Genomic DNA, 26,165 nt, shown 5'->3' with positions numbered 1-26,165 from the left:
CACCTGAAGGTGGGGTCCTCTTTTAGGAGCTGTCACATTCTGGCCAGATTGCTAATGCTCGCATGCTCCCGGTCGGGTCGCTTCGCGGTGAGGATCAATATAGGCGAAAATGGAAAACCTAGGTGCAGGGCTGACGAAGATCCGGTTATAAGGTCAAAACTCACGGAAATAAACATGACTCGTGCAGGTGTCAATTGACTAGAGGGAATGATATAATAGACAGGATTTATGGAGCTCACAAGTATTTACGCCCATATTGAAATAACATTTGCATTCAAACCGGAGGGACCAGACATGGGAAAATTGGTGATTTGTGATCACCCGTTGATTCAACACAAACTTACATTTATACGCGATATGCGGACTAACACAAAAGACTTTCGCGAATTGGTAGACGAAGTCGCGACTTTGATGGCTTATGAAATTACGCGGGAGGTTCCTCTTGAATCGATATCTGTTCAAACGCCGGTAGCCGAAACCCAAGGGAAAGTCATTTCCGGCCGGATGCTCGGCCTCGTGCCGATCCTGCGTGCGGGTCTTGGCATGCTGGACGGCGTGGTCAAGCTGCTTCCCGCTGCCAAGGTAGGGCATGTCGGATTGTTCCGCGACCCCGAAACGCTTCAGCCCGTGGAGTATTATACGAAGCTTCCAACCGACGTGACGGAGCGGGAATTGATCGTCATCGATCCGATGCTGGCAACGGGCGGATCGGCCATCGCTGCGATCGACGTGCTGAAGAAGCGCGGCTGCACCCAGATCAAGATGATGAATCTCGTGGCTGCGCCGGAAGGCGTAAAGGCCGTGCATGACGTCCATCCGGACGTGGATATTTACGTTGCTGCTCTGGATGAAGGGCTCAACGACCACGGCTACATCGTACCGGGCCTGGGTGATGCAGGAGATCGGCTGTACGGCACGAAATAAGAGCCGAGCCAGTCATTCGTACGACTTGAATTGAAAAAACAAGCATGCAAAGAGGGGTAATTTCAAACATGTCAAAAGTGAAAGTGATGACGATATTTGGGGTCCGCCCCGAAGCGATCAAGATGGCGCCGCTTATTCTGGAACTTCAGCGCCATCCGGAGCATATCGAATCGGTGGTTTGTGTAACTGCGCAGCATCGGCAAATGCTGGATCAGGTGCTTGACGTGTTCAAGATTGTTCCGGACTATGACTTGGACGTGATGAAAGACCGTCAAACGCTGAACGAGATCACCGTACGCGTTCTGGAGGGGCTTGAGCCTGTCCTGCGCGAGGCCAAGCCGGATATCGTGCTGGTGCACGGCGACACGCTGACAACGTTCCTGGCCAGCTATGCGGCCTTCCTACAGCAAATTCAGGTCGGCCATGTAGAGGCGGGTCTTCGCACATGGAACAAGCTGAATCCTTATCCTGAAGAAATGAACCGTCAGTTGACCGGCGTGCTGGCCGATCTGCACTTTGCGCCGACGGACTGGTCTGCCCAGAATCTCCGCAAGGAGAACAAGCCGGAATCCCGTATTTACGTGACGGGCAACACCGCCACGGACGTGTTCCAGTATACGGTGCGGGAAGGATATACCCATCCGGTTCTGGATTGGGCACAGGGCAAGCGCCTGATCCTGATGACGGCGCACCGCCGCGAATCCCAAGGGGAGCCGCACCGTCAGATTTTTGAAGCGGTGAAGCGCATTGCCGACGAGTTCGAGGATATCGCCATCGTCTACCCTGTGCATCCGAGCCCTGCCGTCAAAGAGCCGGCTCACCGCATTTTGGGGAACCACCCGCGCATCAAGCTGATTGAACCGCTGGATGTCGTGGATATGAACAATATTTACACCCGTACGCATTTCATCATTACGGATTCGGGCGGCATGCAAGAGGAGGCTCCTTCCTTCGGCGTGCCGACGCTGGTGCTTCGGGACACGACGGAACGTCCGGAGGGCATTGAGGCCGGAACCCTGGAGCTGGTAGGCACCCAGGAAGAGAATGTGTACGAACGCATTAAGGCTCTGCTGACCGATCAGGAGCTTTATGACAAGATGAGCAAAGCCGCTAATCCTTACGGAGATGGACAGGCTTCCCAGCGAATTGTCAATGCGATTTTGCACCATTTTGGCATCCGGAAAGAGCGTCCTGAGGAATTTCACAGAATGTTCACAAAGGCATAGTTTACCGTATTCTGATTGGCAAGGGGACAGCATACAGTTGAACTGTACGGTTACCGCGGCGTTTTGCGCAATTTAGACTGCTCAAAACGCCGATTTTACACGGGAAATCCATCAAATCGATTCATTGACAAACTCTTGCTATATTCAGTAAAATGAGTTGGGATTAGAGGTTCATATGAAAAATCCGAAAAGTCAAGATAACCCTTGGTTGATAGCGCTATACATTAGCGGGGCGGGCGGTTTGCTTGCCGCTTACATTCTCATCGGTTTTTTTACCGGGCGATGGCTCATGAATCAATTGGACGGGCCCAGAGTGTGGCTTGCCATTGGTACGCTTTCGGGGCTCTTTGTAGGGATTTTGAATATCGCTCTTCTCATTAAAAAGTTTTTGGGGGCGCAGGCGTGAATGATTTGACTTCCATTGTGAACGCTGTATTTAGAGTATCGCTACTCTTATTGTCTGCCTTGTTTCTCGGATGGGCTCTCTATCCGGAATTCCGCCCGATTATTATGGGGTTGATCATGGGCATGGCGGCGGGCTTGTTTAATGTACGCTTCCTCTCCATGAAAGTGCAGCAGCTGGCGCAATTGGCTGTCGATCCGGAACCGAAAAAGTACAACTTCGGCTTCATTACGAGATTGTGCATCGGGCTTCTGATTGTGATCTTCGCCGTAAAACTCGAACAGGTATCCCTCGGCGGTGCAATCGCCGGTCTGTTCATACCCCAATTGTTGACCATTCCTGTCAGCATTGTGTTCAGTTTGAGAAACAATCATTGATCAGCGCTAACTTGGAAAGGGGTGAAAACAATTATATGCATGATTCACCGATTATCAAACTTGGCGGATTGAATATTGACCTATCGGCGGTCATAATGCTTCTTGTCACCTGTGTGGTGGTGTTCGTATTATGCCGGCTGGCGGTACGTAATCTATCTGTCGAAAACCCTTCCAAACTGCAAAACTTCATGGAATGGGTAGTGGAATTTGTGCAAGGCGTCGTAGCGAGTGCGATGGATCTGAAGAAAGGGAAAGCTTACATATCGTTGGGGCTTACTCTGATCCTGTTCATCTTTGTAGCCAACTTGCTAGGCTTGCCGTTCTCAATTATCACCGACTTGCCGGAGAACTTCACAGTCTTTGGTCAGCCAATCCTGGCTACACTCGGACTTGAACATGGCCACTATGCTCACGTATTGTGGTGGAAGTCGCCAACAGCGGACATTTCCGTTACGGCCGGTCTTGCGATCGTTGTATTCGTGCTCATGAACTACCTGGGCCTGAAGCTGAATCGCAAGCATTACCTGAAGCATTACATCGAACCGTTCCCGATCTTCCTGCCGCTCAATATCATTGAGAACCTGGCAAAACCTATCGCTCTGGCAATCCGGCTTTACGCCAACATTTTTGCCGGCGAGGTACTGATCACGGTGATTCTGAAAACCGGCTTCTGGGGCATTCCGTTCATGGCCGCATGGCAAGGTTTCAGTATCTTCATTGGTGCATTGCAGGCGTTTATCTTTACGATTTTGACAATGGTATACATCTCGCAAACGACGATTCACGAAGAGCATTGATCAACTCGGACGAATCCGCCGTAACAGCGGTGTTTTTCGAAAGAGATATTTTCTATAGTTTCACCAAATTTCAATTTTGAAACAATTTTAAGGAGGATATTTAACAATGGAATTTTTGGCAGCAGCTATTGCAGTAGGTCTGGGCGCCCTTGGCGCAGGTTTGGGTAACGGTATGATCGTAAGCAGAACAGTTGAGTCTATCGCTCGTCAACCAGAAGCACGTGGTCAATTGCAAACAACGATGTTTATCGGTGTTGGTATCGTAGAGGTTATTCCTTTGGCAGCTACTGTAATCGCGTTCTTGATCATGTTCTCTTAATAACAATACAACGGTTTGGCGGGGAGGGCCGATGCCATCCGCGCCTTCGTTTTGTTAGGCACCGCACTTCGTGTTGATGGAAAGGAGTGACCTCAATGACAATTCTTTGGGAAAATATGGTAATCACTATTATCGCGTTTGTTATTCTTTACCTCTTGCTTCAAAAGTTTGCGTTCAGCAAATTGTTCGGCATCATGGAGCAGCGTCGTGAGCTGGTCATGAGCCAGATGAACGAAGCGGCACAGACCCGCCAGCAGGCGACTGCATATGTAGAAGAGCAGAAGAAGGCACTGGAGCAAGCGCGTCAAGATGCTCACGAAATCATCGAGCGTTCCAGACAAACTAGCAACAAACAAGCAGAGCAAATTATGGAACAAGCTAAGGAAGAGGCAATTCGCCTGAAATCCGAAGCTGTTCGTGATATCGAGAATGAGAAGAAGAAAGCGGTCGAAGAGCTTCGCAGCGAAATCGGCAGCGTTTCCGTGAAGATCGCGACCAAGCTGATCGAACGTGAAGTCAAGAATGACCAAGCTCAAGAAGAACTGGTGGATCAATACCTTAAAGAGGTAGGAGGCAGACCATGAGCCAAAATACGGTAGCAGCCAAGCGGTATGCGCGGGCGCTGTTCGAAGTGGCGGCTCAGCAGCAGAAGGGTCTGGAAGTGGAAGAGGAATTGCGGGCTGTCGTGCATGCCATTGAAGGCGATGCCGACATCCAGAAATTCATCGCCACGCCGAATGTTCCCCAGTCCGTGAAAATGAACGTAATCAGCAAGGCGTTGGCAGGGAAGGTATCGCAGCCTGTATTGAACACGATCGAATTGCTTCTCGACAGAGGGCGTGCAGAGATGTTCGCAGAACTGCTGAACAGCTATGTGAAGATACAAGGTGCGAGCTTGGGATTGGCAGACGCCACTGTGTACTCCACCTACCCGCTTAGCGATCAGGAAAAAGAACAGGTTGCTTCGGAATTCGGACAGTTAGCACATCAGAAGATCCGCGTGACCAATGTTGTGGACGAAAGTTTGCTCGGCGGCCTGAAAGTTGTCATTGGCGACAAGCTGTATGACGGAAGCATTGCCGGGAAGCTGGAACGTCTCGAAAAGTCTTTTAATAGACGAGCATAGTAGATAGGGGTGAAAACGTTGAGTATCAGACCTGAAGAAATCAGTACTTTAATCAAAAGTCAAATTGAAGAATATAAATCCGATATCACTGTCTCTGAAGTAGGTACGGTAATTCAAGTAAGTGACGGTATTGCTCGCGTGTACGGCCTGGAGAACGCGATGTCCGGGGAACTTTTGGAGTTCCAAAACGGCGTGTTCGGTCTGGCGCTGAACCTTGAGGAGAGCAATGTCGGTGTCGTTATCCTGGGACCTTACTCCGAAATCAAGGAAGGCGATCAGGTAAAGCGTACAGGACGTATCATGGAGGTTCCTGTAGGGGAAGCTCTGCTTGGACGCGTCGTGAATCCGCTGGGTCAGCCGCTTGACGGCAAAGGCCCGATCGAAGCGACTGCATTCCGTCCGGTTGAGAGCAGTGCACCAGGCGTTATCGACCGTAAATCCGTTCATGAGCCGATGCAAACCGGTATTAAAGCAATCGACGCGATGGTACCTATCGGCCGCGGTCAGCGCGAGCTGATCATCGGTGACCGCCAAACAGGTAAAACCACCGTTGCCATCGATACAATCCTGAACCAAAAGGGCAGCGGCGTTAAATGTATTTATGTAGCCATCGGGCAAAAGCAGTCCACTGTAGCACAGGTTGTTGAAACTCTTCGCCGTCATGGCGCGCTGGAGTACACGATCGTTGTTACGGCTTCGGCTTCCGAGCCGGCTCCGCTGCAGTACATCGCTCCATACGCAGGCTGCGCAATGGGCGAGTACTTCATGTACAAAGGCGAGCATGCACTCATCATCTATGATGACTTGTCGAAGCAAGCTGCAGCATACCGTGAATTGTCCTTGCTCCTCCGTCGTCCTCCGGGTCGGGAAGCTTATCCGGGTGACGTTTTCTACCTGCATTCCCGTTTGCTGGAGCGTGCAGCGAAGCTCAACGATGAGCTTGGTGGTGGTTCATTAACCGCACTGCCATTTATTGAAACACAGGCTTCTGACGTATCTGCTTACATTCCAACCAACGTAATTTCCATTACGGATGGACAGATCTTCCTGGAGTCCGAGCTGTTCTACTCCGGACAACGCCCAGCGATTAACGTCGGTATTTCGGTATCCCGTGTCGGCGGTTCCGCGCAGATCAAGGCGATGAAAAAGGTTGCGGGCGGCATGAAGCTGGATCTTGCGCAATACCGCGAGCTCCAGGCGTTCTCCCAGTTCGGATCCGATCTGGACAAATCAACCTTGGCTCGTTTGAACCGTGGTGCAAGATTGATGGAAATCCTGAAACAGGGCGTAAACCAGCCGTTGTCCGTTGAACAACAAGTGGTTAGCTTGTACGCAGCCGTTAAAGGATATATCGATGATATCGAGGTTGCTGACGTGCGTCGTTTCGAGAGCGAGTTCCTCGCGTTTATTGGAAGCAATAAACCGGAAATTCTTCAATCCATTACGGATACGAAGGATTTGACGTCCGACAACGAAAACGCGTTGAAAGCGGCAATCGATCAATTTAAGAAGGGCTTTGCCGCTTCGGTTTAAGCTCCTCAGGCAAGTAATAGGAGGGGAGCCGGGGTAAGCCCGGCATCCTCTTTCATCATATGGAATGTAGCTTTGGCTGTGACCAAAGTGGTTTTACAACAGATGTGGCTTTGGTCCTAGCCAAAGCTTAGTCTACCCGTACGAAGTAATTTTGGCCCCAGCCAAAGCGCGAATTGCTTACGAAGTAACTTTGGCTCCGCCAAAGTTAGGCTTATGCTTACGAAGTTAGCTTTGGCTTCGCCAAAGCTTTAAGGTGGTGAAAACATGGCAAGAGGATTACGTGATATTAAGCGGCAGATCAAGAGTGTTCAGAACACAAGGCAGATCACCAAGGCGATGGAAATGGTTGCTGCTGCCAAGCTGAGAAGAGCTCAAGAGAAGGCGACCTCCGCGCTTCCATACTCCGAGAAGCTGAAAGAAGTGGTTGGCAGCATCGCTGCTGGAACCAAGGGAATCAGCCATCCGATGCTGGAGAAGCGCGAAGTGAAGAAAACCGGTTATCTGGTGATCACTTCAGACCGTGGTCTTGCTGGTGCTTCGAACTCCAATATTTTGCGTAAAGTATCGAATTTTATCGCAGAACGCCATCAGTCCAAGGACGAGTATTGCCTGTTTGTGATCGGACGTAAAGGACGGGATTATTTCCGCCGTCGTGGACTTCCGGTTGTGGAGGAGCTCACCGATTTATCCGACAGTCCGACCTATGCGGATATTAAGACCATCGCTAACGCGGCGGTTCACCAATACGAGCTGGGTCAGATCGATGAGTTATACCTGTGCTATAACCAATTCGTGAATGCCTTGACTCAGCTTCAGGAAATCTCCAAGCTTCTGCCGATGGAGAACATTGGCGGCGGGGAGAACCTGACTGGTTATGAGTATGAGCCGTCTCCGGAAGGCGTGCTGGAGGTTCTGCTTCCGAAATACGCGGAAACGCTGATTTTCAGCGCAATGCTCAATGCGAAGGCAAGTGAGCTTGGAGCGAAGATGACCGCGATGGGAGCAGCAACGAAGAATGCGAGCAAGTTGATCAACGAGTTGAACCTGACTTACAACCGTGCTCGTCAGGCTGCCATCACGCAGGAAATTTCCGAGATTGTGGGCGGAGCCAACGCTCAGCAATAATGCACGTTTGAATTCTTAACTTTGTATTTAAAGGATATGCGGCGATCTGATGAACAGCCGCTTTTACGATCATCGTTCACCGCCAGAGGTGAACGGGTAGGAGGGAAAACGAATCAATGAAAAAAGGACGCGTTGTCAGCATTACAGGTGCTGTAGTTGACATTGAATTTGAGCGCGGTCATCTTCCCGAGATTTTTAATGCTGTCAAGATTGAAGCTACGTTGGAAGGCGGCCGCTCGGTTGATTTGACTTTGGAAGTATCCAATCATTTGGGTGATAACCTGGTTCGTTGTATCGCGATGTCATCCACAGACGGTCTCGTTCGCGGTATCGAAGCTGTGGATTTGGGCAGACCAATCACGGTTCCTGTAGGTTCCGCTACACTCGGACGCGTATTTAACGTATTGGGTGAGCCGATCGATAATGCAGGTGCCGTAGTGTCCGAAGTTAATAACCCGATCCACCGTGAAGCTCCTGCATACGATGAACTCTCCACGCAAGCAGAAATGCTTGAAACGGGGATTAAAGTTATCGACCTGCTTGCTCCATACCAAAAAGGCGGTAAAATCGGTCTCTTTGGCGGTGCCGGCGTAGGTAAGACCGTTGCGATCCAGGAATTGATCAACAACATCGCTCAAGAACACGGCGGTATTTCCGTATTCGCCGGCGTAGGTGAGCGTACTCGTGAAGGTAATGACCTTTACCACGAGATGAGCGATTCCGGCGTTATCAACAAAACCGCGATGGTATTCGGTCAGATGAACGAGCCTCCGGGTGCCCGTCTTCGCGTAGCGTTGACCGGCTTGACGATGGCGGAATATTTCCGTGATCAAGAAGGTAAAGACGTGCTTCTCTTTATCGATAACATCTTCCGCTTTACTCAAGCGGGTTCCGAAGTATCCGCCCTCCTGGGACGTATGCCTTCCGCGGTAGGTTACCAGCCAACGCTGGCATCCGAAATGGGACGCTTGCAAGAGCGGATTACCTCCACGAAAAAAGGTTCTGTAACATCCATCCAGGCTATCTATGTACCGGCGGATGACTATACGGATCCGGCTCCTGCTACGACGTTTGCTCACTTGGATGCAACGACGAACCTGGAGCGTAAAATTTCCGAGATGGGTATCTATCCTGCGGTAGATCCGCTGGCATCCAGCTCCCGTATCTTGGCTCCAGAAATCGTTGGTGAAGAGCATTACAATGTAGCTCAAGGCGTTAAGAAAATTTTGGCTCGTTACAACGAGCTTCAAGATATCATTGCAATCCTCGGTATGGATGAGCTGAGCGAGGAAGATAAAGCGATCGTTGGACGTGCTCGTCGTGTTCAGCGTTTCCTTTCCCAGGCTTTCCACGTTGCCGAGCAGTTCAACGGCATTCCTGGTAAATATGTGCCGGTTAAAGAAACCGTACGCAGCTTTAAAGAGATCCTGGAAGGCAAGCACGACCACCTTCCGGAAGCCGCTTTCCTGTTCGTAGGTACGATTGAAGAGGCAGTTGAAAAAGCAAAAACATTGTAAGCTGACGCTCCGTGATCGGCAGACCGAAACAGTGCTCACAGTGGGACTGTGAGGTCTGCTGCGCGAGTTTTCTGCGGAAAACGGTGAGGAGGGATGGAAGTGAGCACCATTTTGTTGGAAATCGTAACGCCGGACCGCTTGGTTTACTCCGAGCAGGTGAACAGTGTTACGGTGCGTGGGGTCGAGGGAGAGCTGGGCATTTTGCCTGGTCATATTTCCTTCGTTACGCCGCTTCAAATAGCGCCAGTCTTTGTGAAGATCGGCAACGAGAGAACCCCGTTTGCGGTACAGGGCGGTTTCGTCGAAGTCCGCAAAGATAAGATTGTCGTCCTGGCGGAAAGCGCAGAGAGAGCGGGAGAAATCGATCTGGAGCGTGCGGAAGCCGCGAAGGAAAGAGCAGAGACTCGCCTGCATGCGAAGGGAAGACAAGATGAAGTTGACCATCGTCGCGCGGAATTGGCTCTGCAAAGAGCGATGAACCGGATTAAAGTGACGCGGAACTAATCGTTGAACCAAAACAGCTTGGCTGCAATCTTGCAGCCAAGCTGTTTTTTGTTTACGGCATGGATAGGATTTCAGAGAAGCTGAATCATGTTGCTGTGAATCGCAAGAAAATTTCGATAAGCGGGGAAAACGAGGGCTGTTTTCTGAGAATCGCGTCGATATAGTTGATTTTTTAATCGTTTAAAGGGTGAGAATAGTAGGATGAATTCGCTTAAGCAGCTCTCTAACGGTGTCGTATGAGCTCATGGAGCCTACGTTTCTATGAAATGTTGGATATCCCAAGTATCTAACCCTTGCTTTTATAGAGTCGCAGCACAGCATATAGCATCTAAGAGAGAAAAGTCATTCCAACAATTGACTATGCTGAAAGCTTTACCGGTCTCTAAGTTAGGGTCCGGTAATTTTTTGTAATATAATTAGTATAAATAGGAGCATGGGGAATGAAACTATATCCATTCCTGGTGTTTCATTGGTTCATGATTGCGATAAGAACAGCATTTTGGACTTCTGCTAATGGCGTGTTCCTGATCGTTTTTGGGCAATGTCGATAAATTTTATTATTTCCGAGGAAATGTCGTATAGAAAGTGCTGGATTCTTAGCCTCCAGCCAAGTATTATAGAAGAGTCGGTCCTGAATAGGGCTGACAAATTCACGAAGGAGGAGGGAGCATGAATCAGGATTTATCTAATTCAATCGGTGCCGTCGGTGTTAGCGGATTGATATCGATTGTTGTTTCACTGGTCTGTATCGCACTGGCTTGGTGGGCATTACAACAAGTAAAGCTGGATTTGGTTGTCCGTCATCCGAAAGGGCCGCAGGGAAAGCTGCTGCATTTGCTGCTGGCCGTGGTGCTTGGACGATTCGTTGCTGAATTCCTAATTGACTATATTACATGGAGTCAAATGATCCGATATATGTTTTAAACGCGAAAGACGGGCGTGGTACATAACGTGTTGGAGCAGCTTGTTTTACAGACATGAGTTGTAGGATGGTTATGTGTTCGGCAATCTTTTACGTGTCTGTTTTATTTGCGGTATGAATGGTTATATCTCTGTTAGGTTGCTTCAGAAGAGAATGTCGAATAAACGCATTTTATTATGTTAACACTTAAATCAAGAAATGGATCGGGCGGACGCTATGACTTCCGGACTATAATGTTCACCCGGTAATTGTTGCGCATTGACAAGTGCTGGTCGGTCGTGGTACCTTTCGTAGGTCCATACTGCGGATAACAGATGCTTCATTAGGTGGCATCATGGATTGTTCGATTCCTGATGTAGACACCGTATCAGATGTCATAAATAGTTCAAAAATCGCTTGTTTAGCAGAAAACACTAATGTTAAGATGAAAGTTAGGGAATTAGCAACACCTAATTACTAACACACGCAATCAGGAAAATTATGGACGCGGAGGGAAACCATGATGAGCAAATTTATCGTCCGCGGTGGCAAAAGACTGACCGGAAGCGTCAAAGTCAGCGGAGCAAAAAATTCAGTTCTTCCGATCATCGCTGCCTCTCTACTAGGGGAAGTTGGGGAAAGTGTTATTATTGACGCGCCTCCTCTTGACGATGTAATTACAATCAGCAAAGTATTGGAGTCGCTTGGTGCGGGCATTACATATCAGGATGAAGTGATACGTGTGAATGCAGAGCACATAACGACATGTGAAGCGCCTTATGAATGGGTGCGGAAGATGCGGGCGTCTTTTCTGGTCATGGGACCTTTATTGGCACGTTGTGGACGAACCCGGATTTCGCTTCCCGGGGGATGTGCTATCGGCACAAGACCCATCGATCAGCATCTAAAAGGATTTGAAGCTCTCGGGGCGGAAATCAGCCTCGGACAAGGATATATTGAAGCTAAGAGCAATGGCAGATTGCGCGGGGCAAAGGTCTATTTGGACGTTGCCAGCGTAGGTGCTACTGAAAATATTATGATGGCTGCCACATTGGCTGAAGGGACAACGGTTATCGAAAATGCGGCGAAAGAGCCGGAAATTGTCGATTTAGCGAACTACCTGAATGCGATGGGAGCCAAAGTTCGCGGTGCGGGCACGGGCGTGATCCGCATCGAAGGCGTTGAGAAGATGCATGGCGTGAAGCATAACGTGATTCCTGACCGGATCGAAGCAGGCACCTTCATGGCTGCTGCTGCGATTACCGGCGGGGACGTATACGTGGAAGGAGCCATTGCCGATCATCTCGGCCCTGTCATCTCCAAGATGGAGGAGATGGGGATCACCGTCGAGCCGGACGAGAACGGGATTCGCGTCATCGCTGACAAGCCGTTAAAGTCGGTGGATGTGAAAACCTTGCCTTACCCTGGATTCCCTACCGACATGCAATCCCAGATGATGGCGCTCTTGCTGGTGTCGGAAGGTACAAGTGTCGTGACCGAAACCGTATTTGAGAACCGCTTTATGCACGTGGACGAATTCCAGTTGATGAATGCGGAGATCAAGGTGGAGGGACGTTCTGCCATCGTGACCGGCGGCGCAAAGCTAAAAGGAGCCAAAGTAACGGCAACGGATCTGCGTGCAGGGGCCGCCTTGATTTTAGCCGGTCTTGTCTCTGAGGGGACTACCGAAGTTGGCGGCGTTCAGCATATTGATCGCGGTTATGTTCATTTGGCGGAGAAGCTGTCCGGACTAGGCGCGGATATCTGGCGTATTTCGACGGAGGAACCGAGCACGGAGAAGGTTTCGAAGAAGGCGGCAACTGAAGCAGAGGAAGCCAAATCTTTTAAAGTGCAGCCAACCTGGGTATAGCCGGGAGGCTGGATCTGTTCATTCAGGTTAGACCGCATTAAGACATAGAAGGGGCGTTGCCGATGGAGGCAACGCCTCTTCTTTTTTTGGTACACCATCATCATGCAGCTATCCCTCCTTCTCTTATGTTGGAATTCCGGATGAATAGGAGACTCTTTGCTAGCTTGCTTGCAGTCAGCCTCAGCGTTTCTTCATCCATATGACTTTTTCCCGTTCTCTTAGAATAGTTCTATCAAATGCCCGTATCTCATAAGTATAAAGTAGAGCATGATGGAGCATGAACGAGAGCCTATACAAGGGGAAAAGGCACAGGAGGGAAACGCAATGAAAGATTCGAAGGTTCGGGTGAATGTGAGCACCCCAAGGAACAAACGAGCGGTCGATTCAAAAGACGTTTTGAAAGAAGGAAGTGCTGAGCCTTATCAGGTGCCGTCCGAAGGATCGGCGGCTCCCGTGTTAAAATGGAAATTTCCTGAGGGGCTTGAGAAGATAGGCGGGCTGACAGAAGAACAAAGCCGTCGTTCGATACCGGATACAGAGGACATGCAGGAAGGGCCGCGCGGGCACCGCGGCCCGGGGAGCAGGCCGGACGCCTTCGGCGAGTCCGGCCATGGCCCGCGGGCGGCACAGACGCCGCCGCCCGAACGCCCTGCCGGCGCGCCTGCGCATGGCGCCGCGCCAGCCCCCGGCGGGCCGGCGGCGATGCCGCAGGGCCCGCACTCCGCGGCCGAGCCGCAGCGCTTCGCGCAAGCGGCACCGGGCCGCGTGCCGCGCGGCGGCCGCACGTTCCGTGTGCGGCCTGCGCGTTGGGGGCGCCGCGGCTTTGCCGCGCGGCGCCCGGCCGCCGGGAAGCGGCGGGTGCGGGTGCACCCCGCCGTCTGGGCGGTGGCCGGGCTGCTGGCCTTGGCGCTGGCGCTGCCTCTGCTGGTGGTTGCCCCCGGCAACAATGCACCAGAGCCGCTGCCGCCCGGGCCGGCCCCGCTGCCTTCCGCCGAGCCGCAGGCGGCGGAAGAGCCCACGGTATCCGTCTACGTAACCAAGACGGATACCGTGGAGGAGCTGCCGCTGGAACAATACCTCGTCGGCGTCCTGGCCGCCGAGATGCCGGCGGAGTTCCAGCTGGAGGCGCTCAAGGCCCAGGCCATCGCGGCACGAACCTATATCGTGCAGCGGCTGGCGTCCGGCGACCGCAGCGGCGTGCCGGACGGCAAGGCCCTGGTGACCGACACGGTCAGTCACCAGGCTTATATCGCCCAAGGCGAGCTGACGAAGGAATGGCGTCGGCTGGGGAAGGAAGCCGAGCTGGCGAAGCTGCGGCAGGCCGTTAAGGAAACGGCGGGTGTGGTGATGACGTATGAAGGTAAGCCGATTACGGCTTCTTTTTTCTCCACCAGCAACGGGTATACCGAAAATTCAGAGGATTATTGGAAGAACGAGATTCCCTACCTGCGCAGCGTGGAGAGTCCATGGGATAAAGAGATTTCGCCCAAATACAAGACAACGGTCACGATGCCAAGGTCGGAGTTTATCGGGAAGCTTGGCCTGGCTGATGGAGCCGTACCGGTATCGGCAGGCGGGGATGGGGGTTCTTCTTTTTTGAAGGTGCTCTCGTATACGCAAGGCCATCGCATTGAAAGCGTGCGGGTCGGCGGCAAGAAGTTCACCGGTCGCGAGGTGAGAGAGAAGCTGGGGCTCCGGTCCAGCCAATTCACCCTTCATATGAAAGACGGAGAGATTGAGATTACGACCTACGGCAACGGCCACGGAGTCGGCATGAGCCAATACGGAGCAGAGGGCATGGCCCGCGAGGGATATGAAGCGAAAGCGATCCTGGAGCACTATTATACGAATATTTCTTTTGACAAAACTTCAAATCTTCTCTCTTTAAATACAAGTTCAAAAAATCGGTTTTTCAACACCGAGAAGGTTGAATAAAGCTAGGGACTGAGAAGCGGAGCGTACGTTATGGGTACGTGAGCATTGGAAGGACCGGCTGAATTCAAGATTCGATGCCGAGTTGCCCCTTGATTCACTCCGTGATCAAAAGACGACTTTTGGAACAACCTCTCAAAAAAATAATAGTGAGATAACGTATAAAAGAGTTAGCCCCGGTAACAATGGTTACTGAGGTGATTGCAAATGAATGAACAGAACAAAAATAGTAAACCCCACGAAGAAACTCCTAAAACTGTGCAAGGAGATTCGGCGGTAACGTCATCTTCGTGGAAGAAAGCATTATCCAAACGGTGGGTGTTCCCGGCAGCATACTTAGCAGCAGCGGCAATTATACTAACCCTCGTGTGGGTCTACCAGGACGCCAGCCAAAAGACGCTGAACCCACAAGAGGAAGCAACAACCGTATCGGAATCGGTTCAAGGCTCGGAGAAGCCTGCTGCAACCGAAGGCAATGACGGAGAGGCTGTAGAAGTGACGGCTAATGCGCAAGCGATGATCTGGCCGGTAGCGGACGACGTGGCGGTGAGCATCGTCAAACCTTACTTTGACGAGACGAACCCGGAGACCCATCAAGAGGCGATGGTGCAATATAACGACACCTTCACGCCGAATCTAGGAATCGACTTGGCTGCCGCCGACGACACGATGTTCGAAGTCAGAGCCGCGCTTACGGGTAAAGTGACCCGGGTCGAGAATCATCCGGTCAACGGCAACGTCGTGGAGATTACCTCCGGCGATACGAAAACCGTGTACCAAAGCTTGAACGAAGTGAAAGTGAAGGAAGGCGCTGAAGTGAAGCAGGGCGATTCCATCGCGACGGCCGGACGCAGCGAGCTTGAGAAGGATCTCGGCAACCACGTGCACTTTGAAGTGTATGAGGGCGGGAAACTGGTCAACCCTGTGAGCGTGCTTCCGCAAAAATAATTTCATTTCTTCGTCATATGCGCCCACCGCGCACTTGAAGAGGCAGGATCTTGGGATCCTGTCTTTTTTTTGCTACGGGCTCGGATGGCAAGTCCAACCCTTGCTGCGCCTTGTTTTATGGAGTTTTTCTGCTTGTCCGCGATTGGCATGTCCAGAAAATAAATGGGTCCAAGTAAGCTTGTCAGCACTTGAAACCGCGAATATCCCGTCAGGCCCCTCATATAATGTACCAAACTATCCACACAGTAGGGAGGCGGGAGCGTGCACGATTACATCAAAGAGCGGACCATTAAGATCGGACGCTGTATCGTGGAAACGAGGCATACGGTTCGAACTATAGCCAAAGAATTTGGCGTGTCGAAGAGCACGGTGCATAAGGACTTAACCGAACGTCTGCCGGAGATCAACCCGGACCTGGCGGATCAGGTAAAGCACATTCTCGAATACCACAAATCCATCCGCCATCTGAGAGGCGGAGAAGCTACCAAGATCAAGTACAAAAAAACCGGCAGCAACCGTGAACCGGTGGCCACGGCAAAATCCTGATTTTTTAGGGCTTTGGTCGCTAGATTGGCGTTGAATCCCTCCCCTAAAGTATGATATGTTAAAAGCTGGTATAGGATCGAAATATGGGACCTGTTTTGCCGAAGATCATCATCGATTGCTAGATTATGTCGAAGGGTGGTACGGTACAGCGAACAGACTCTTTTACCATAAAATAACACTTTGGGGGCTTTTCATGATGTTGAGCAAGGATATTGGAATCGATCTCGGAACGGCGAACGTGCTCATTCACGTAAAGGGGAAGGGGGTAGTGTTAGACGAACCTTCCGTTGTCACTATTGAGACCGACACCAAACGAGTCCTTGCCGTCGGTGAGGAAGCACGGCGCATGGTCGGGCGTACTCCCGGCAACATTACGGCGATCCGCCCGCTGAGGGACGGGGTCATCGCCGACTTCGAAATTACGGAAGCGATGCTGAAGTACTTTATTGATCGCGTGGGCGCGCGCAGTTGGCACAGCCGGCCCCGAATCCTGATCTGTGCACCGACGAACATTACTTCGGTGGAGCAGAAAGCGATCCGGGAAGCGGCTGAGCGCAGCGGCGCAAGGGATGTCTTCCTGGAAGAAGAACCGAAGGCGGCGGCAATCGGCGCAGGAATGGATATTTTCCAACCGAGCGGTAACATGGTCGTGGACATCGGGGGCGGCACCACGGATGTGGCCGTCCTGTCCATGGGCGATGTGGTCACCGCTTCTTCGATTAAAATGGCAGGGGACAAGTTCGACGAGGCGATCACGAAGTACGTGAAGCATAAATATAAATTGCTGATCGGGGAACGGACGGCAGAAGATTTGAAGATGGCGATCGGAACGGTTCGTCCGGGCGGCAGACAAGCTGAGATGGACATTCGCGGACGCGATATGGTATCGGGGTTGCCGTTTACCGTAACGGTGTCGTCAGAGGAAGTGCAGGAAGCCCTGTGGGATCCCGTGTCATCGATCGTGCTCGCAGCCAAATCCGTATTGGAGCGCACTCCGCCTGAGCTGTCGGCGGACATCATCGATCGCGGCGTCATTCTAACGGGCGGCGGCGCGCTGCTTCACGGATTGGACGAGCTGTTGACGGACGAGCTTCGGGTACCGGTGCTTGTCGCTGAAGATCCGATGCACTGTGTGGTTAAAGGAACGGGAATTATGCTGGATAATTTGGACAAGGTCGTTAAGAAAAAGTTCTAACCTTCCGATATAGATGATAGGACAAGGTTAATGGAAGGGAAGTGCCTTCATTGTTAAGAGGTCTTTATACAGCGGCTTCAGGGATGATGACCCAGGAGCAGCGACATAATACGGTGACGCAGAACATCGCCAACGTTAACACGACAGGCTATAAGGCAACGAACAGCGTACAGCGATCGTTCCCTGAAGTGCTGGTCTCGATGATCGGCGGCAACGAGTCGTCGAATGCGGGACGGAAGCTCGGCAAGTTCAACACCGGCGTATACGCGGAGGAGAGCATTTCGCTCTATACGGAAGGCGCGCTCCGGGAAACGAACAAGACAACGGACTTTGCGCTGGTATCCTCGTTCACGGTACAGAATCCGGCAACGGGCCAGGCTTATCCGTTTGATGCTTCGGGCAGATACGTGGATGAGAACGGCGAGGTGATTTACCGGCCGGAAGGATTTTTCACGGTTCAGAACGAGAACGGAGATGTCCGGTACACCCGCAACGGAAGCTTCCGGGTCAGCCCCGAAGGCAACCTGTTGAGCGAGAGCGGCTATCAGGTTCTGGATAACAATAACAGACCGATTGTATTGACAGGTCCGGCGAGTGACTTTACAGTGAATGAGCAAGGAGAAATCTTGGACGCCGCTGGCAGAGGGACGGGCATCATCCTCGGCGTCAGCATCGTGAGCCAGCCTCATGGACTGATTCGAGAAGGGCATGGCGTGTTCCGCATGGCCGATCCGGACGGTGAAGTGCGTTTTATGACGCCGGCCGATAACGGAGTGGTCCGTCAGGGATTCATCGAAGGATCCAACGTGGATCCAACGCAATCGATGGTGGAATTGACCGCTGCGCTGCGCGCGTATGAAACGAATCAGAAAATCGTTCAATATTACGACAGAACGCTGGAGAAGGCGGTCAATGAGATTGGCCGCGTCTAAGCTAAAGGTCTGTAAGCAGGTAGGCAGCACAGTGCTGCCTGAATAATGGGAGCCCACGGGAGGTAAGTAATGAACAACTCGATGATAAGCGCCATGGTGTCGATGAATGCCCTCCAGCAGCGATTGGATGTCATTGCGGACAATATGGCAAACGTCAACACGGCTGGTTATAAGAAAAAGGAGGCATCCTTTGAGGATGTGCTGACTCAGGTTCAGGGCCATCATAAGGATTTCGACCGGACGGGCCGTGCGACGCCGCTTGGCTATACACTCGGGTACGGCATGAGATTATCTTCCGTTGTGCCAAACATGGAGCAGGGCGCCATGAAGGAAACCGGCAACCCGCTCGATCTGATGATTGACGGGCAAGCCATGTTTGCGGTTCAGGGTGACGGCGCGATCGGATATACCCGCGAAGGCGGATTCCATGTATCCCCGGACGCCCGTAATCCGAACAACCTGCTGCTGGTCAATTCACAAGGCTATCCTGTGCTTGACGTGAACGATAACCCGATCTCTCTTCCGGCCAAAGGGAAAGTTGCCATCAATGAGAGAGGTCAGATTATCGTGGAGACCCCAACGGGTGGCCGTACGGCTCCTTATGCTACCTTGAAGCTGGTTGAGCTTGAGCGTCCGGAGGGACTGGTCGCTGTAGGGGATAACCTGTTTGTCTTAGGGAACGGCTTAGCGGAAGGCGACGTATTCGATACGACGCCGCCTGCTCCGGGCGAGCCTCCTAAATCCAAGGTGCTTTCCGGATTTGTGGAGCAATCCAACGTGAACCTGACCGATGAATTGACCAAGATGATGGAAGTTCAGCGGGCCTACCAGCTGACGGCACGCGCGCTTAGTTCCAGCGATACCATGATGAACCTTGCCAACACAATGCGAGGGTAGGTGGGCATCATGAGTGAATCAAACGCCAAAAAACGCTCCAAGACATCCGGATGGAAAATCGCCGTCCGTATCATGATTCCTGTATTGCTCGTACTGGCATTATTCGGGGGCATGGTCTTCGGATATGTTGTCCTGGGGGATCAGGAGCTTAGTGAAGTGTTTGAATGGGGCACATGGAAGCATGTTTTTGATTTGATTTTCGCACCGTGACGAAGGTCGGGGTGACATACAACGTTGTTGATAAGATGCCAAACTCCCTGCAAGGGAGTTTTCTTTTTTTAGGGTTAAACGGTATAATGGGATGGGACTTGCGTATTAACTTTGTCATTTCATGACAATGGACGGATGTATATAAAATAACCCCACAAAGTGGAGCCTATGCTGCGATGCTTATTCCAAATACTTTGCGGGGACCCCAAAAAACTTATAAAAGGGCCCTCTCCTCGTACACGGAATGTCCGAAGGAGAAAGCCCCTTATCTGAAACCTTCACTTCTGCAGCGGTGAAGGATATCCATCATTTTTTCCGCAGATCCCTCTTTTTATGCAAATGATCTGAAATTCGTTAAAGAACCTCGAAGATGAAGCATGATACAACCATCAGCAATACCTTCCGCTGCTTGAGAAAGCGGCATAGCGGCGCAACTGGAACGAACTCCCCTTTTCAATCGCTATGCTTGGCGGGTACGTACATAAGGAGGATTTAATACTATGTTGAACATCAAACAGATCCAAGAGATTATTCCGCATCGTCCCCCGTTCTTGCTCGTCGATAAGATCGTGGAGATCGAGGATGGCAAACGGGCGGTCGGTATCAAGAACGTGACGATCAACGAACCGTTTTTTGTCGGGCATTTCCCTGAATATGCCGTTATGCCGGGAGTCCTGATTGTAGAAGCTTTGGCGCAAGTCGGCGCTGTGGCGATTCTCAACGTAGAGAGCAATCGGGGCAAGCTCGGCTTTTTGGCGGGCATTGACGGTTTCCGTTTCCGTGGACAAGTGGTGCCGGGAGATACGCTGCGCCTGGAAGTTGAGATCATTCGCCTGAAGGGCATGATCGGCAAAGGGAAAGCGACGGCAACGGTGGATGGACGCGTAGTGGCCGAGGGAGAAATTATGTTTGCTCTCGCGGATAAGGAGTAATTTTCAGACTATTCTTGTTTGGATGAGGAAGGGAGACTTTTTTTCATGTCAGAGATGAGTCAGAGAACAATCGATACGGTACAGCGTTGGTTGAATGATCCTTATGTAGATGAGGAGACGAAACAGGAGCTGCGTTCACTCGAGCACGATGCCAAAGAGCTGGAGGAGCGTTTTTATCGTGATCTGGAATTTGGAACGGGCGGTCTGCGCGGCGTCATCGGTGCAGGCAGCAACCGGATTAATAAATATACGGTAGGTCGCGCAACGCAAGGCTTTGCGCAATATATTCTGGAGGCTCACGGCGATGCGGAAGGCAAGCCTTCCGTTGTCATTGCCCATGATTCCCGGCATTTCTCGCCGGAGTTTGCTTTGGAGGCTGCTTTGGTTCTGGCCGGCAATGGGATTGTAGCCAAGCTTTATACTTCCTTGCGTTCTACGCCGCAACTGTCATTCAGCGTGCGCCACTTGGGCGCTACCGGCGGGATTGTCATCACGGCAAGCCATAATCCGCCGGAATATAACGGCTATAAGGTGTACAACCGTGAAGGCGGCCAGCTGGTGCCGGACGAAGCGGAGAACGTGATTGCCCGGATTCAGGAGGTGGAATCTTTCTCCGCCGTGAAAAGGCTGTCGCAGGCGGATGCCGAGGCTCAGGGTCTGCTGGTTTGGCTGGGTGAAGCGGAGGACCAGGCTTTTGTGGATACGGTGACCGATGTCAGCGTGAATCGGGAGCTTATCGCGTCCAAGCTTGGCGAGGATTTTAGAATCGTATTCACGCCGCTGCACGGAACAGGGCAAGCCCCGGTCGAACGGGTGCTTCGGAGCATCGGCTTTAAGCATATCCATGTCGTTCCTGAGCAAGCACAGCCGGACGGCAACTTCTCCACCGTGAAATCTCCGAATCCGGAGGAACGGGAAGCGTTCACGCTTGCGATGAAGCTTGGCGAGGAAGTGGGAGCCGACATTTTGATTGGAACGGATCCGGACGCAGACCGCATGGGGGCCGTCGTGAAGAACGCTCAGGGCGAATATGTCGTGTTGACAGGCAATCAATCCGGCGCGATTATGATCCACTATTTGCTGGGTCAATTGAAAGCAGCGGGCAAGCTGCCTCATAACGGTGCCGTCATCAAGACCATCGTCACGAGCGAGATGGGAGCGGCGATTGCCGAGCATTATGGTGCCGCCGTGTTGAATACATTGACGGGCTTCAAGTACATTGGCGAGAAAATGACCCAGTTCGAGGAGTCCGGCAGCCATACGTATCTGTTCGGCTATGAGGAGAGTTACGGCTATTTGGCAGGCAACTATGCGCGCGATAAGGATGCCGTGCTGGCCTCGATGCTGATTTGCGAAGCAGCCGCCTACTATAAAGGACAAGGCAAGACGCTGTACGATGTGCTGCAGGAGCTTTACGAGCAGTTCGGTTATTTCCTCGAGACGCTGGAATCCCGGACGCTCAAAGGCAAGGATGGCGTTGCCCAGATTCAAGCCAAGATGTCCGATTGGCGCGACAATCCGCCCCAGAAGGTCGGAGGTGTATCGGTTAAGCAGGTCCTTGACTACGCAGAAGGCTTGGACGGATTACCGAAGGAAAACGTGTTAAAATATTTGCTGGAAGACGGTTCATGGTTCTGCCTGAGACCTTCGGGCACCGAGCCGAAGATCAAAGTATATTTTGCCGTGCGCGGTGAATCTCTCGCCGATGCGAAGGCCAAAATTCAATCGCTCTCGGATCAAGTCATGGCCCGGGTAGACGCTTAACCATAGATATATTTTAATGAGAGAAGAGAACGAAGGGGATTTACGATGGTTGCTGCAAGGCATCAATGTAGCTGTTGCCCTCCATCGTAAATTCCCGCAGGTTCGATGAGGAGGTACTTTCGTGGTTCAGAAATGGAAACGCTGGAACACGGCAGCCCGCAAGTGGCTGTGGATTCTGGTTGTTCTTGGCGTTGCAGCGGCCCTGCCTGTAGGTTATGACCGACTGCAAACAGAATCAACATCAAAGAACGTTGAGTTGGTGTTTGATTATCGGGATTTGTTGGATGTCGCGGTGTATCAATCCAAGCCGCAGGATTTTATATCCGAGCAGCTGGATCGCCTGAAAGAGGCCGGCGTGATCAGTATGGCGCTTTATGAAAGCACGCTGGACGAGCTGGCGAAATCGCGGCGGATATCGGTATATGACGGGCAGCAGGTCGCCGATCTGACAGGTACGACGGTCTCCCCGAACGAGAATTTTACGTATGTTGCATTCCTGAACGAGGAAAGCGCAGCTTTAATTAAACCCATCATTCAAGACACGTTCATGAGACTGGGGATTCCGGTAAGATCATGGCAGTTCGATCGCGCAGTGGACGGATTGGTGCTGGAAACCCCGCGTTCCAATGCCGTCATTAAACCGTTGTCTCCAGACCCGATTACGATCAGCATGCTGCGGGAGAAGGGCTTTAACATTGTGCCGCGTCTGTCGGACAGTCTTCCGTATGACCAGGCTTACATGGAGAAGCTGATGGCGTACTTCGCGGATAACGGCGTGAAACGCATTCTGTTTGAAGGGGATTCCGCCAGAGGTTTTAATGATCAAGCCGACATGAAAAGCCTGGATTCCTTTGGCCAGCTGTTGAACCAACATGGTATCGGCCTAGTTGCGATTGAGAATATCAAGCGTCCGCAAAAAGGCTTTACGAAACTTGCCTATTTAACGGATTACAACGTAACCCGTATTTATTCCTTAAGCGAGCGGGATGCTAATCTGGAGCCCGAGGTTATCGGGGACCGCTTTGCCCTGGCCTCCAAAGACCGTAACATTCGTATGTTCTATTTGAATGCAGAGCCGAGCCGGGATATGACCAAGGCTACCGTTACTCATCCGCTCGACAATCTGATTGACAGTTTGACCGGATCGGGCCAAGCCATCAAGCAGATCGAGGACAATGGATTTACCATGGGTCCTGCAGAGCCGTTTAAGGTAACCGACTCGTCCTTGCAGCGTTACTTCAAGCTTGGGGCAGTCGTCGGAGCCATCGCGTTGATTTCGCTCATGATTTCCTATTACATTCCGTTCTTGACGATTGCAGCCTTCCTGATCGGCCTCGTGGGTAGCGCGGGATTGTATGTTTTGAAGCCGACATTGCTTGAGCAGGCCTTGGCTTTATTTGCTGCGATCAGTGCCCCAACGGTTGCCGTCATATTGGCCATTCGCAAAGTTAATGAAACGCAGAAGAGCATTCCGGACATGAGCTCTGGCAGAAGAGTGACTCATTCGATCGTATTGCTGGTCAAGACCTCAATCCTGTCGCTTGCGGCCGTACCGATCGTTGTTGCGTTATTGAACAATGTGACCTATATGCTCGTGCTGGATCAGTTCCGTGGCGTGAGCTTGCTGGCCGCAGCTCCGATTGGGCTTATTGCGATTTACGTGGTTCTGTATCGCGGTGGGTCGACTTACAGCGCAATTCTGAAGTTGCTTAAAGCACCGATCTCACTGACATGGGTCATAGCAGCCGGTATTGTGGCCATCGTTGGCTGGTACTATCTCACCCGTACTGGTAATGCAGGCTCCGTATCTTCGATCGAAATGGCATTCCGTACATTCCTGGAAAATACGTTTGGCGTACGTCCGCGTAACAAGGAATTCTTGCTTGCTCATCCGATGATGGTACTCGGCGTGTTCCTGTCATTTAAATACCGTCATGCCGTATACCTTCTCATTATCGGCGTGATGGGACAGCTGTCGATGGTCGGAACATTCACGCATATTCACACGCCTCTCTATATTTCGGCGATTCGGGTGGTATTGGGCCTTGGACTCGGCCTGATCATCGGATTGATCGCGATATTGGTATGGCAAGTGGCAGAAAGGATCTGGAAACGATGGTCTCCACTTCTAAGACAATAGTCATTTCCGGATATTACGGATTTAAAAATAGCGGTGACGAAGCGGTGCTGAAATCGATTCTGACCGCATTAGAGCAGGAAGGACAGGCGGCGGGGGTCGATATCAACCCCGTTGTGCTTTCCATTGACCCGGAATGGACTTCGGCTGCCTACGGGGTTAAATCCGTTCATCGGATGAAGCTGGGCGAGGTTCGACAGGCGATCAAGGACAGCGACGGTTTGATCAGCGGCGGGGGAAGCCTGCTGCAGGATACTACCAGTCCGAAGACCATCCCTTATTATCTGGGCGTTCTCAAGATCGCGCAGTGGCTCGGTAAACCGACGTTTATTTATGCCCAGGGCGTTGGCCCGGTGAACCGTAAACTGTTTTATCCGATGATTCGCTCGATCTTCCGTAAATGCACGTATATCTCGGTGCGGGACATCCAGTCGGGCGAACTGCTTCAGTCCATGGGAATATCGGGGGAAGCCGTGCACGTCGTGCCGGACCCGGTGATGGGGTTGCCGCTGCCGGCCGGAGAGGGTATCCACAGGGATTCCCACCCGGGATCAGCATTGAAAGAGAATGAAGCTGCACCAGTTTCTTCTATAGAAGAGCAGCGCGAATCATTCGAAGAACCTGTAAAGCCATCCTCGTTATTAAGCGGAGACACGAAAGGCTCTCTGCCAGTCATCGGCATTTCGGTTCGGTATTGGCATCCGGAACGAAAAGAACTGAAGGCTGTAGCGGAAGGTTTAAAGGCATTGGCCGAACAACGACCGGTGCATCTTCGCTTTCTTCCTTTTCATCAGCCGGATGATATTGAGGCTTCGCAGTTTATAGCGGATGCCATGGGTGATGTTTCCAAGAATGGCTCTGTCTTGAGTTTTTACCGCGATGAGAAACAGCCGCAGGACATGCTGCGCGAGGTTAGCCGTTGTGATATGATATTGGGCATGCGTCTGCATAGCCTGATCTATGCAGCGAATCAGAGCGTGCCGCTGCTCGGAATTTCTTATGATCCGAAAATCAACCACTTCTTGAAGCGGCTTGGCAGCGAGCCTGTCGGAAGCACTGAATCCCTTGATCCGAGCGTACTAAAGGATCAGATGCTGAAGCTGTTGGACGATGCAGCGGCATGGAAGGCGGAGCATGGCGAGCAGATTGCCGTGCTGAAACGCGAGGCTGCCATGCCTGCACGCCACATTGCCCAATATTTACGCCATAGAGGATGATAAACATGAAACAGACCTATCCATTTCCTACCGTATCGGTATTCGACATTCCGTTTTCCAAGCTAGGCATGAAAGATACGGTGAAATACCTGACCGAGGCTGTGCAGTCGGGGCAGCCCCACCATGTCATCACGGCGAATCCGATCATGGTGATGACGGCCGTCAACAATCCGGAGTATAAACGGATGATGCAAGGCGCCGAAATCATCGTTCCGGACGGCACCGGAATCGTCTGGGCCGCCGGTGTGGGCGGCGATCCGTTGGAGGGACGCGTAACCGGCTTCGAGCTTTTACATGAATTGTTGAAGGTCGGGGAAACCTATAGATGGAAGTTCTTTCTGCTGGGAACTACCGCCGAAGTGATTCAGGAAGCTGCCGAAAGGTTACAAATGCAATATCCGGCTGCAATTATATGCGGCTGCCGGGACGGTTTTTTTGGGCCTGATGAGGATGCTGCCGTCATCGAACAGATACGGGCGGCTTCACCGGATATTTTGTTTGTGGCGCGCGGTGCGGATAACCAGGAGCCTTGGATTGCCCAGCATAAACAGGCGCTCCAGGTTCCGGTGGTGATGGGCGTCGGGGGATCGTTCGATATTATCTCCGGCAAACTGAAGCGGGCACCGAAGGTGTTCCAAAAGCTGCGTCTCGAATGGTTTTATCGCCTTCTGAAGGAGCCTACCCGTTACAAAAGAATGCTTGCGCTGCCGAAATTCGTAGTGAAAGTGCTGCGCGAGAAAGAAAACGTAACGAAATCGAGCTAAATGGCTCATTTCTGTGGGTAAAATCCGGGAAATCACCGGAAATTGGCATTGGTTTTCGGACCCGAAGGG

At 51.8% G+C, this 26,165-nt stretch carries 26 protein-coding genes; all 26 read left to right on the top strand.

Translation table 11 applies throughout. The features are described from left to right. Positions 1–294 precede the first annotated feature (294 nt). The gene (gene upp, locus M1D70_RS29300; RefSeq protein WP_009590550.1) at positions 295–924 is read left to right on the top strand and encodes a uracil phosphoribosyltransferase; all 630 of its coding nucleotides are present in this window, start codon (positions 295–297) and stop codon (positions 922–924) included. Between the two features lie 68 nt (positions 925–992). Then, complete coding sequence (gene wecB / locus M1D70_RS29295) at positions 993–2,150, top strand: non-hydrolyzing UDP-N-acetylglucosamine 2-epimerase (RefSeq protein WP_009590538.1); 1,158 nt, start codon at positions 993–995, stop codon at positions 2,148–2,150. 175 nt (positions 2,151–2,325) lie between these two features. After that, on the top strand, positions 2,326–2,556 hold the full coding sequence (locus M1D70_RS29290) for an AtpZ/AtpI family protein (protein ID WP_009590543.1): 231 nt from the start codon (positions 2,326–2,328) through the stop codon (positions 2,554–2,556). Next, positions 2,553–2,930, top strand: coding sequence for an ATP synthase subunit I (locus M1D70_RS29285; protein ID WP_015737749.1), 378 nt, complete (start codon positions 2,553–2,555; stop codon positions 2,928–2,930). Before M1D70_RS29290 ends, M1D70_RS29285 begins: the two co-directional genes overlap by 4 nt. Before the next feature lie 35 nt (positions 2,931–2,965). Further along, on the top strand, positions 2,966–3,727 hold the full coding sequence (gene atpB, locus M1D70_RS29280) for a F0F1 ATP synthase subunit A (RefSeq protein ID WP_009590537.1): 762 nt from the start codon (positions 2,966–2,968) through the stop codon (positions 3,725–3,727). Between the two features lie 106 nt (positions 3,728–3,833). Then, the gene (gene atpE / locus M1D70_RS29275) at positions 3,834–4,046 is read left to right on the top strand and encodes a F0F1 ATP synthase subunit C (RefSeq protein ID WP_007128780.1); all 213 of its coding nucleotides are present in this window, start codon (positions 3,834–3,836) and stop codon (positions 4,044–4,046) included. 95 nt (positions 4,047–4,141) lie between these two features. Next, positions 4,142–4,630, top strand: a complete 489-nt coding sequence (gene atpF / locus M1D70_RS29270; protein ID WP_009590554.1) for a F0F1 ATP synthase subunit B — start codon at positions 4,142–4,144, stop codon at positions 4,628–4,630. Continuing rightward, a complete protein-coding gene (locus M1D70_RS29265; protein WP_009590556.1) occupies positions 4,627–5,172 on the top strand; it encodes a F0F1 ATP synthase subunit delta in 546 nt (181 codons plus the stop codon). Before atpF ends, M1D70_RS29265 begins: the two co-directional genes overlap by 4 nt. Positions 5,173–5,190: 18 nt before the next feature. Further along, positions 5,191–6,705 carry a F0F1 ATP synthase subunit alpha gene (atpA, locus tag M1D70_RS29260; RefSeq protein WP_015737746.1) on the top strand — a complete coding sequence of 505 codons (1,515 nt, stop codon included), beginning with the start codon at positions 5,191–5,193 and terminating at the stop codon, positions 6,703–6,705. A gap of 264 nt (positions 6,706–6,969) precedes the next feature. Further along, the gene (gene atpG / locus M1D70_RS29255; protein ID WP_009590544.1) at positions 6,970–7,830 is read left to right on the top strand and encodes an ATP synthase F1 subunit gamma; all 861 of its coding nucleotides are present in this window, start codon (positions 6,970–6,972) and stop codon (positions 7,828–7,830) included. A 116-nt stretch (positions 7,831–7,946) separates the two neighbouring features. Further along, the gene (atpD, locus tag M1D70_RS29250) at positions 7,947–9,347 is read left to right on the top strand and encodes a F0F1 ATP synthase subunit beta (RefSeq protein ID WP_009590553.1); all 1,401 of its coding nucleotides are present in this window, start codon (positions 7,947–7,949) and stop codon (positions 9,345–9,347) included. 99 nt (positions 9,348–9,446) lie between these two features. Next, positions 9,447–9,851: a F0F1 ATP synthase subunit epsilon gene (locus M1D70_RS29245; RefSeq protein ID WP_009590549.1), complete on the top strand. Its 405-nt coding sequence runs from the start codon at positions 9,447–9,449 to the stop codon at positions 9,849–9,851. 669 nt (positions 9,852–10,520) lie between these two features. Continuing rightward, entirely contained in the window at positions 10,521–10,775 is a 255-nt protein-coding gene (locus M1D70_RS29240) for a DUF1146 family protein (protein ID WP_009590551.1), read from the top strand. Between the two features lie 500 nt (positions 10,776–11,275). After that, positions 11,276–12,622 (top strand): UDP-N-acetylglucosamine 1-carboxyvinyltransferase, encoded by a 1,347-nt coding sequence (gene murA, locus M1D70_RS29235; RefSeq protein WP_175320742.1) that lies wholly within the window; start codon positions 11,276–11,278, stop codon positions 12,620–12,622. A 324-nt stretch (positions 12,623–12,946) separates the two neighbouring features. Further along, positions 12,947–14,557: a stage II sporulation protein D gene (gene spoIID, locus M1D70_RS29230; protein ID WP_456288605.1), complete on the top strand. Its 1,611-nt coding sequence runs from the start codon at positions 12,947–12,949 to the stop codon at positions 14,555–14,557. Between the two features lie 204 nt (positions 14,558–14,761). Then, positions 14,762–15,502, top strand: coding sequence for a M23 family metallopeptidase (locus M1D70_RS29225; RefSeq protein ID WP_015737742.1), 741 nt, complete (start codon positions 14,762–14,764; stop codon positions 15,500–15,502). A gap of 261 nt (positions 15,503–15,763) precedes the next feature. Next, the gene (gene spoIIID, locus M1D70_RS29220; RefSeq protein ID WP_009594246.1) at positions 15,764–16,048 is read left to right on the top strand and encodes a sporulation transcriptional regulator SpoIIID; all 285 of its coding nucleotides are present in this window, start codon (positions 15,764–15,766) and stop codon (positions 16,046–16,048) included. 196 nt (positions 16,049–16,244) lie between these two features. After that, a complete protein-coding gene (gene mreB / locus M1D70_RS29215; protein WP_036660372.1) occupies positions 16,245–17,243 on the top strand; it encodes a rod shape-determining protein in 999 nt (332 codons plus the stop codon). A gap of 50 nt (positions 17,244–17,293) precedes the next feature. Then, positions 17,294–18,175, top strand: coding sequence for a flagellar hook-basal body protein (locus M1D70_RS29210; protein ID WP_456288604.1), 882 nt, complete (start codon positions 17,294–17,296; stop codon positions 18,173–18,175). Between the two features lie 69 nt (positions 18,176–18,244). Next, a complete protein-coding gene (locus tag M1D70_RS29205; RefSeq protein ID WP_015737739.1) occupies positions 18,245–19,072 on the top strand; it encodes a flagellar hook-basal body protein in 828 nt (275 codons plus the stop codon). A 9-nt stretch (positions 19,073–19,081) separates the two neighbouring features. Then, positions 19,082–19,282: a DNA-directed RNA polymerase subunit beta gene (locus M1D70_RS29200; RefSeq protein ID WP_009594210.1), complete on the top strand. Its 201-nt coding sequence runs from the start codon at positions 19,082–19,084 to the stop codon at positions 19,280–19,282. Between the two features lie 500 nt (positions 19,283–19,782). Further along, complete coding sequence (gene fabZ / locus M1D70_RS29195) at positions 19,783–20,214, top strand: 3-hydroxyacyl-ACP dehydratase FabZ (RefSeq protein ID WP_007133270.1); 432 nt, start codon at positions 19,783–19,785, stop codon at positions 20,212–20,214. A 45-nt stretch (positions 20,215–20,259) separates the two neighbouring features. Then, positions 20,260–21,978, top strand: coding sequence for a phospho-sugar mutase (locus M1D70_RS29190; RefSeq protein ID WP_456288603.1), 1,719 nt, complete (start codon positions 20,260–20,262; stop codon positions 21,976–21,978). A gap of 121 nt (positions 21,979–22,099) precedes the next feature. Further along, positions 22,100–24,118 (top strand): DUF5693 family protein, encoded by a 2,019-nt coding sequence (locus M1D70_RS29185; RefSeq protein ID WP_456288602.1) that lies wholly within the window; start codon positions 22,100–22,102, stop codon positions 24,116–24,118. Next, entirely contained in the window at positions 24,094–25,332 is a 1,239-nt protein-coding gene (csaB, locus tag M1D70_RS29180) for a polysaccharide pyruvyl transferase CsaB (RefSeq protein ID WP_456290513.1), read from the top strand. Before M1D70_RS29185 ends, csaB begins: the two co-directional genes overlap by 25 nt. Before the next feature lie 5 nt (positions 25,333–25,337). Continuing rightward, on the top strand, positions 25,338–26,096 hold the full coding sequence (locus M1D70_RS29175) for a WecB/TagA/CpsF family glycosyltransferase (protein ID WP_456288601.1): 759 nt from the start codon (positions 25,338–25,340) through the stop codon (positions 26,094–26,096). Positions 26,097–26,165: the final 69 nt, after the last annotated feature.

The organism is Paenibacillus sp. AK002 (genome assembly GCF_053903045.1).
Note: the sequence above shows the minus strand (reverse complement) of the source record. Positions and strands in the feature narration are given on the sequence as shown.

Bases quoted from the DNA above. Each gene is read 5' to 3' on its own strand.
- upp (WP_009590550.1), top strand. From the start codon at position 295: ATGGGAAAATTGGTGATTTGTGATCACCCGTTGATTCAACACAAACTT.
- wecB (WP_009590538.1), top strand. From the start codon at position 993: ATGTCAAAAGTGAAAGTGATGACGATATTTGGGGTCCGCCCCGAAGCG.
- M1D70_RS29290 (WP_009590543.1), top strand. From the start codon at position 2,326: ATGAAAAATCCGAAAAGTCAAGATAACCCTTGGTTGATAGCGCTATAC.
- atpB (WP_009590537.1), top strand. From the start codon at position 2,966: ATGCATGATTCACCGATTATCAAACTTGGCGGATTGAATATTGACCTA.
- atpE (WP_007128780.1), top strand. From the start codon at position 3,834: ATGGAATTTTTGGCAGCAGCTATTGCAGTAGGTCTGGGCGCCCTTGGC.
- atpF (WP_009590554.1), top strand. From the start codon at position 4,142: ATGACAATTCTTTGGGAAAATATGGTAATCACTATTATCGCGTTTGTT.
- M1D70_RS29265 (WP_009590556.1), top strand. From the start codon at position 4,627: ATGAGCCAAAATACGGTAGCAGCCAAGCGGTATGCGCGGGCGCTGTTC.
- atpG (WP_009590544.1), top strand. From the start codon at position 6,970: ATGGCAAGAGGATTACGTGATATTAAGCGGCAGATCAAGAGTGTTCAG.
- atpD (WP_009590553.1), top strand. From the start codon at position 7,947: ATGAAAAAAGGACGCGTTGTCAGCATTACAGGTGCTGTAGTTGACATT.
- M1D70_RS29240 (WP_009590551.1), top strand. From the start codon at position 10,521: ATGAATCAGGATTTATCTAATTCAATCGGTGCCGTCGGTGTTAGCGGA.
- murA (WP_175320742.1), top strand. From the start codon at position 11,276: ATGAGCAAATTTATCGTCCGCGGTGGCAAAAGACTGACCGGAAGCGTC.
- spoIID (WP_456288605.1), top strand. From the start codon at position 12,947: ATGAAAGATTCGAAGGTTCGGGTGAATGTGAGCACCCCAAGGAACAAA.
- M1D70_RS29225 (WP_015737742.1), top strand. From the start codon at position 14,762: ATGAATGAACAGAACAAAAATAGTAAACCCCACGAAGAAACTCCTAAA.
- mreB (WP_036660372.1), top strand. From the start codon at position 16,245: ATGTTGAGCAAGGATATTGGAATCGATCTCGGAACGGCGAACGTGCTC.
- M1D70_RS29205 (WP_015737739.1), top strand. From the start codon at position 18,245: ATGAACAACTCGATGATAAGCGCCATGGTGTCGATGAATGCCCTCCAG.
- M1D70_RS29200 (WP_009594210.1), top strand. From the start codon at position 19,082: ATGAGTGAATCAAACGCCAAAAAACGCTCCAAGACATCCGGATGGAAA.
- fabZ (WP_007133270.1), top strand. From the start codon at position 19,783: ATGTTGAACATCAAACAGATCCAAGAGATTATTCCGCATCGTCCCCCG.
- M1D70_RS29190 (WP_456288603.1), top strand. From the start codon at position 20,260: ATGTCAGAGATGAGTCAGAGAACAATCGATACGGTACAGCGTTGGTTG.
- csaB (WP_456290513.1), top strand. From the start codon at position 24,094: ATGGTCTCCACTTCTAAGACAATAGTCATTTCCGGATATTACGGATTT.
- M1D70_RS29175 (WP_456288601.1), top strand. From the start codon at position 25,338: ATGAAACAGACCTATCCATTTCCTACCGTATCGGTATTCGACATTCCG.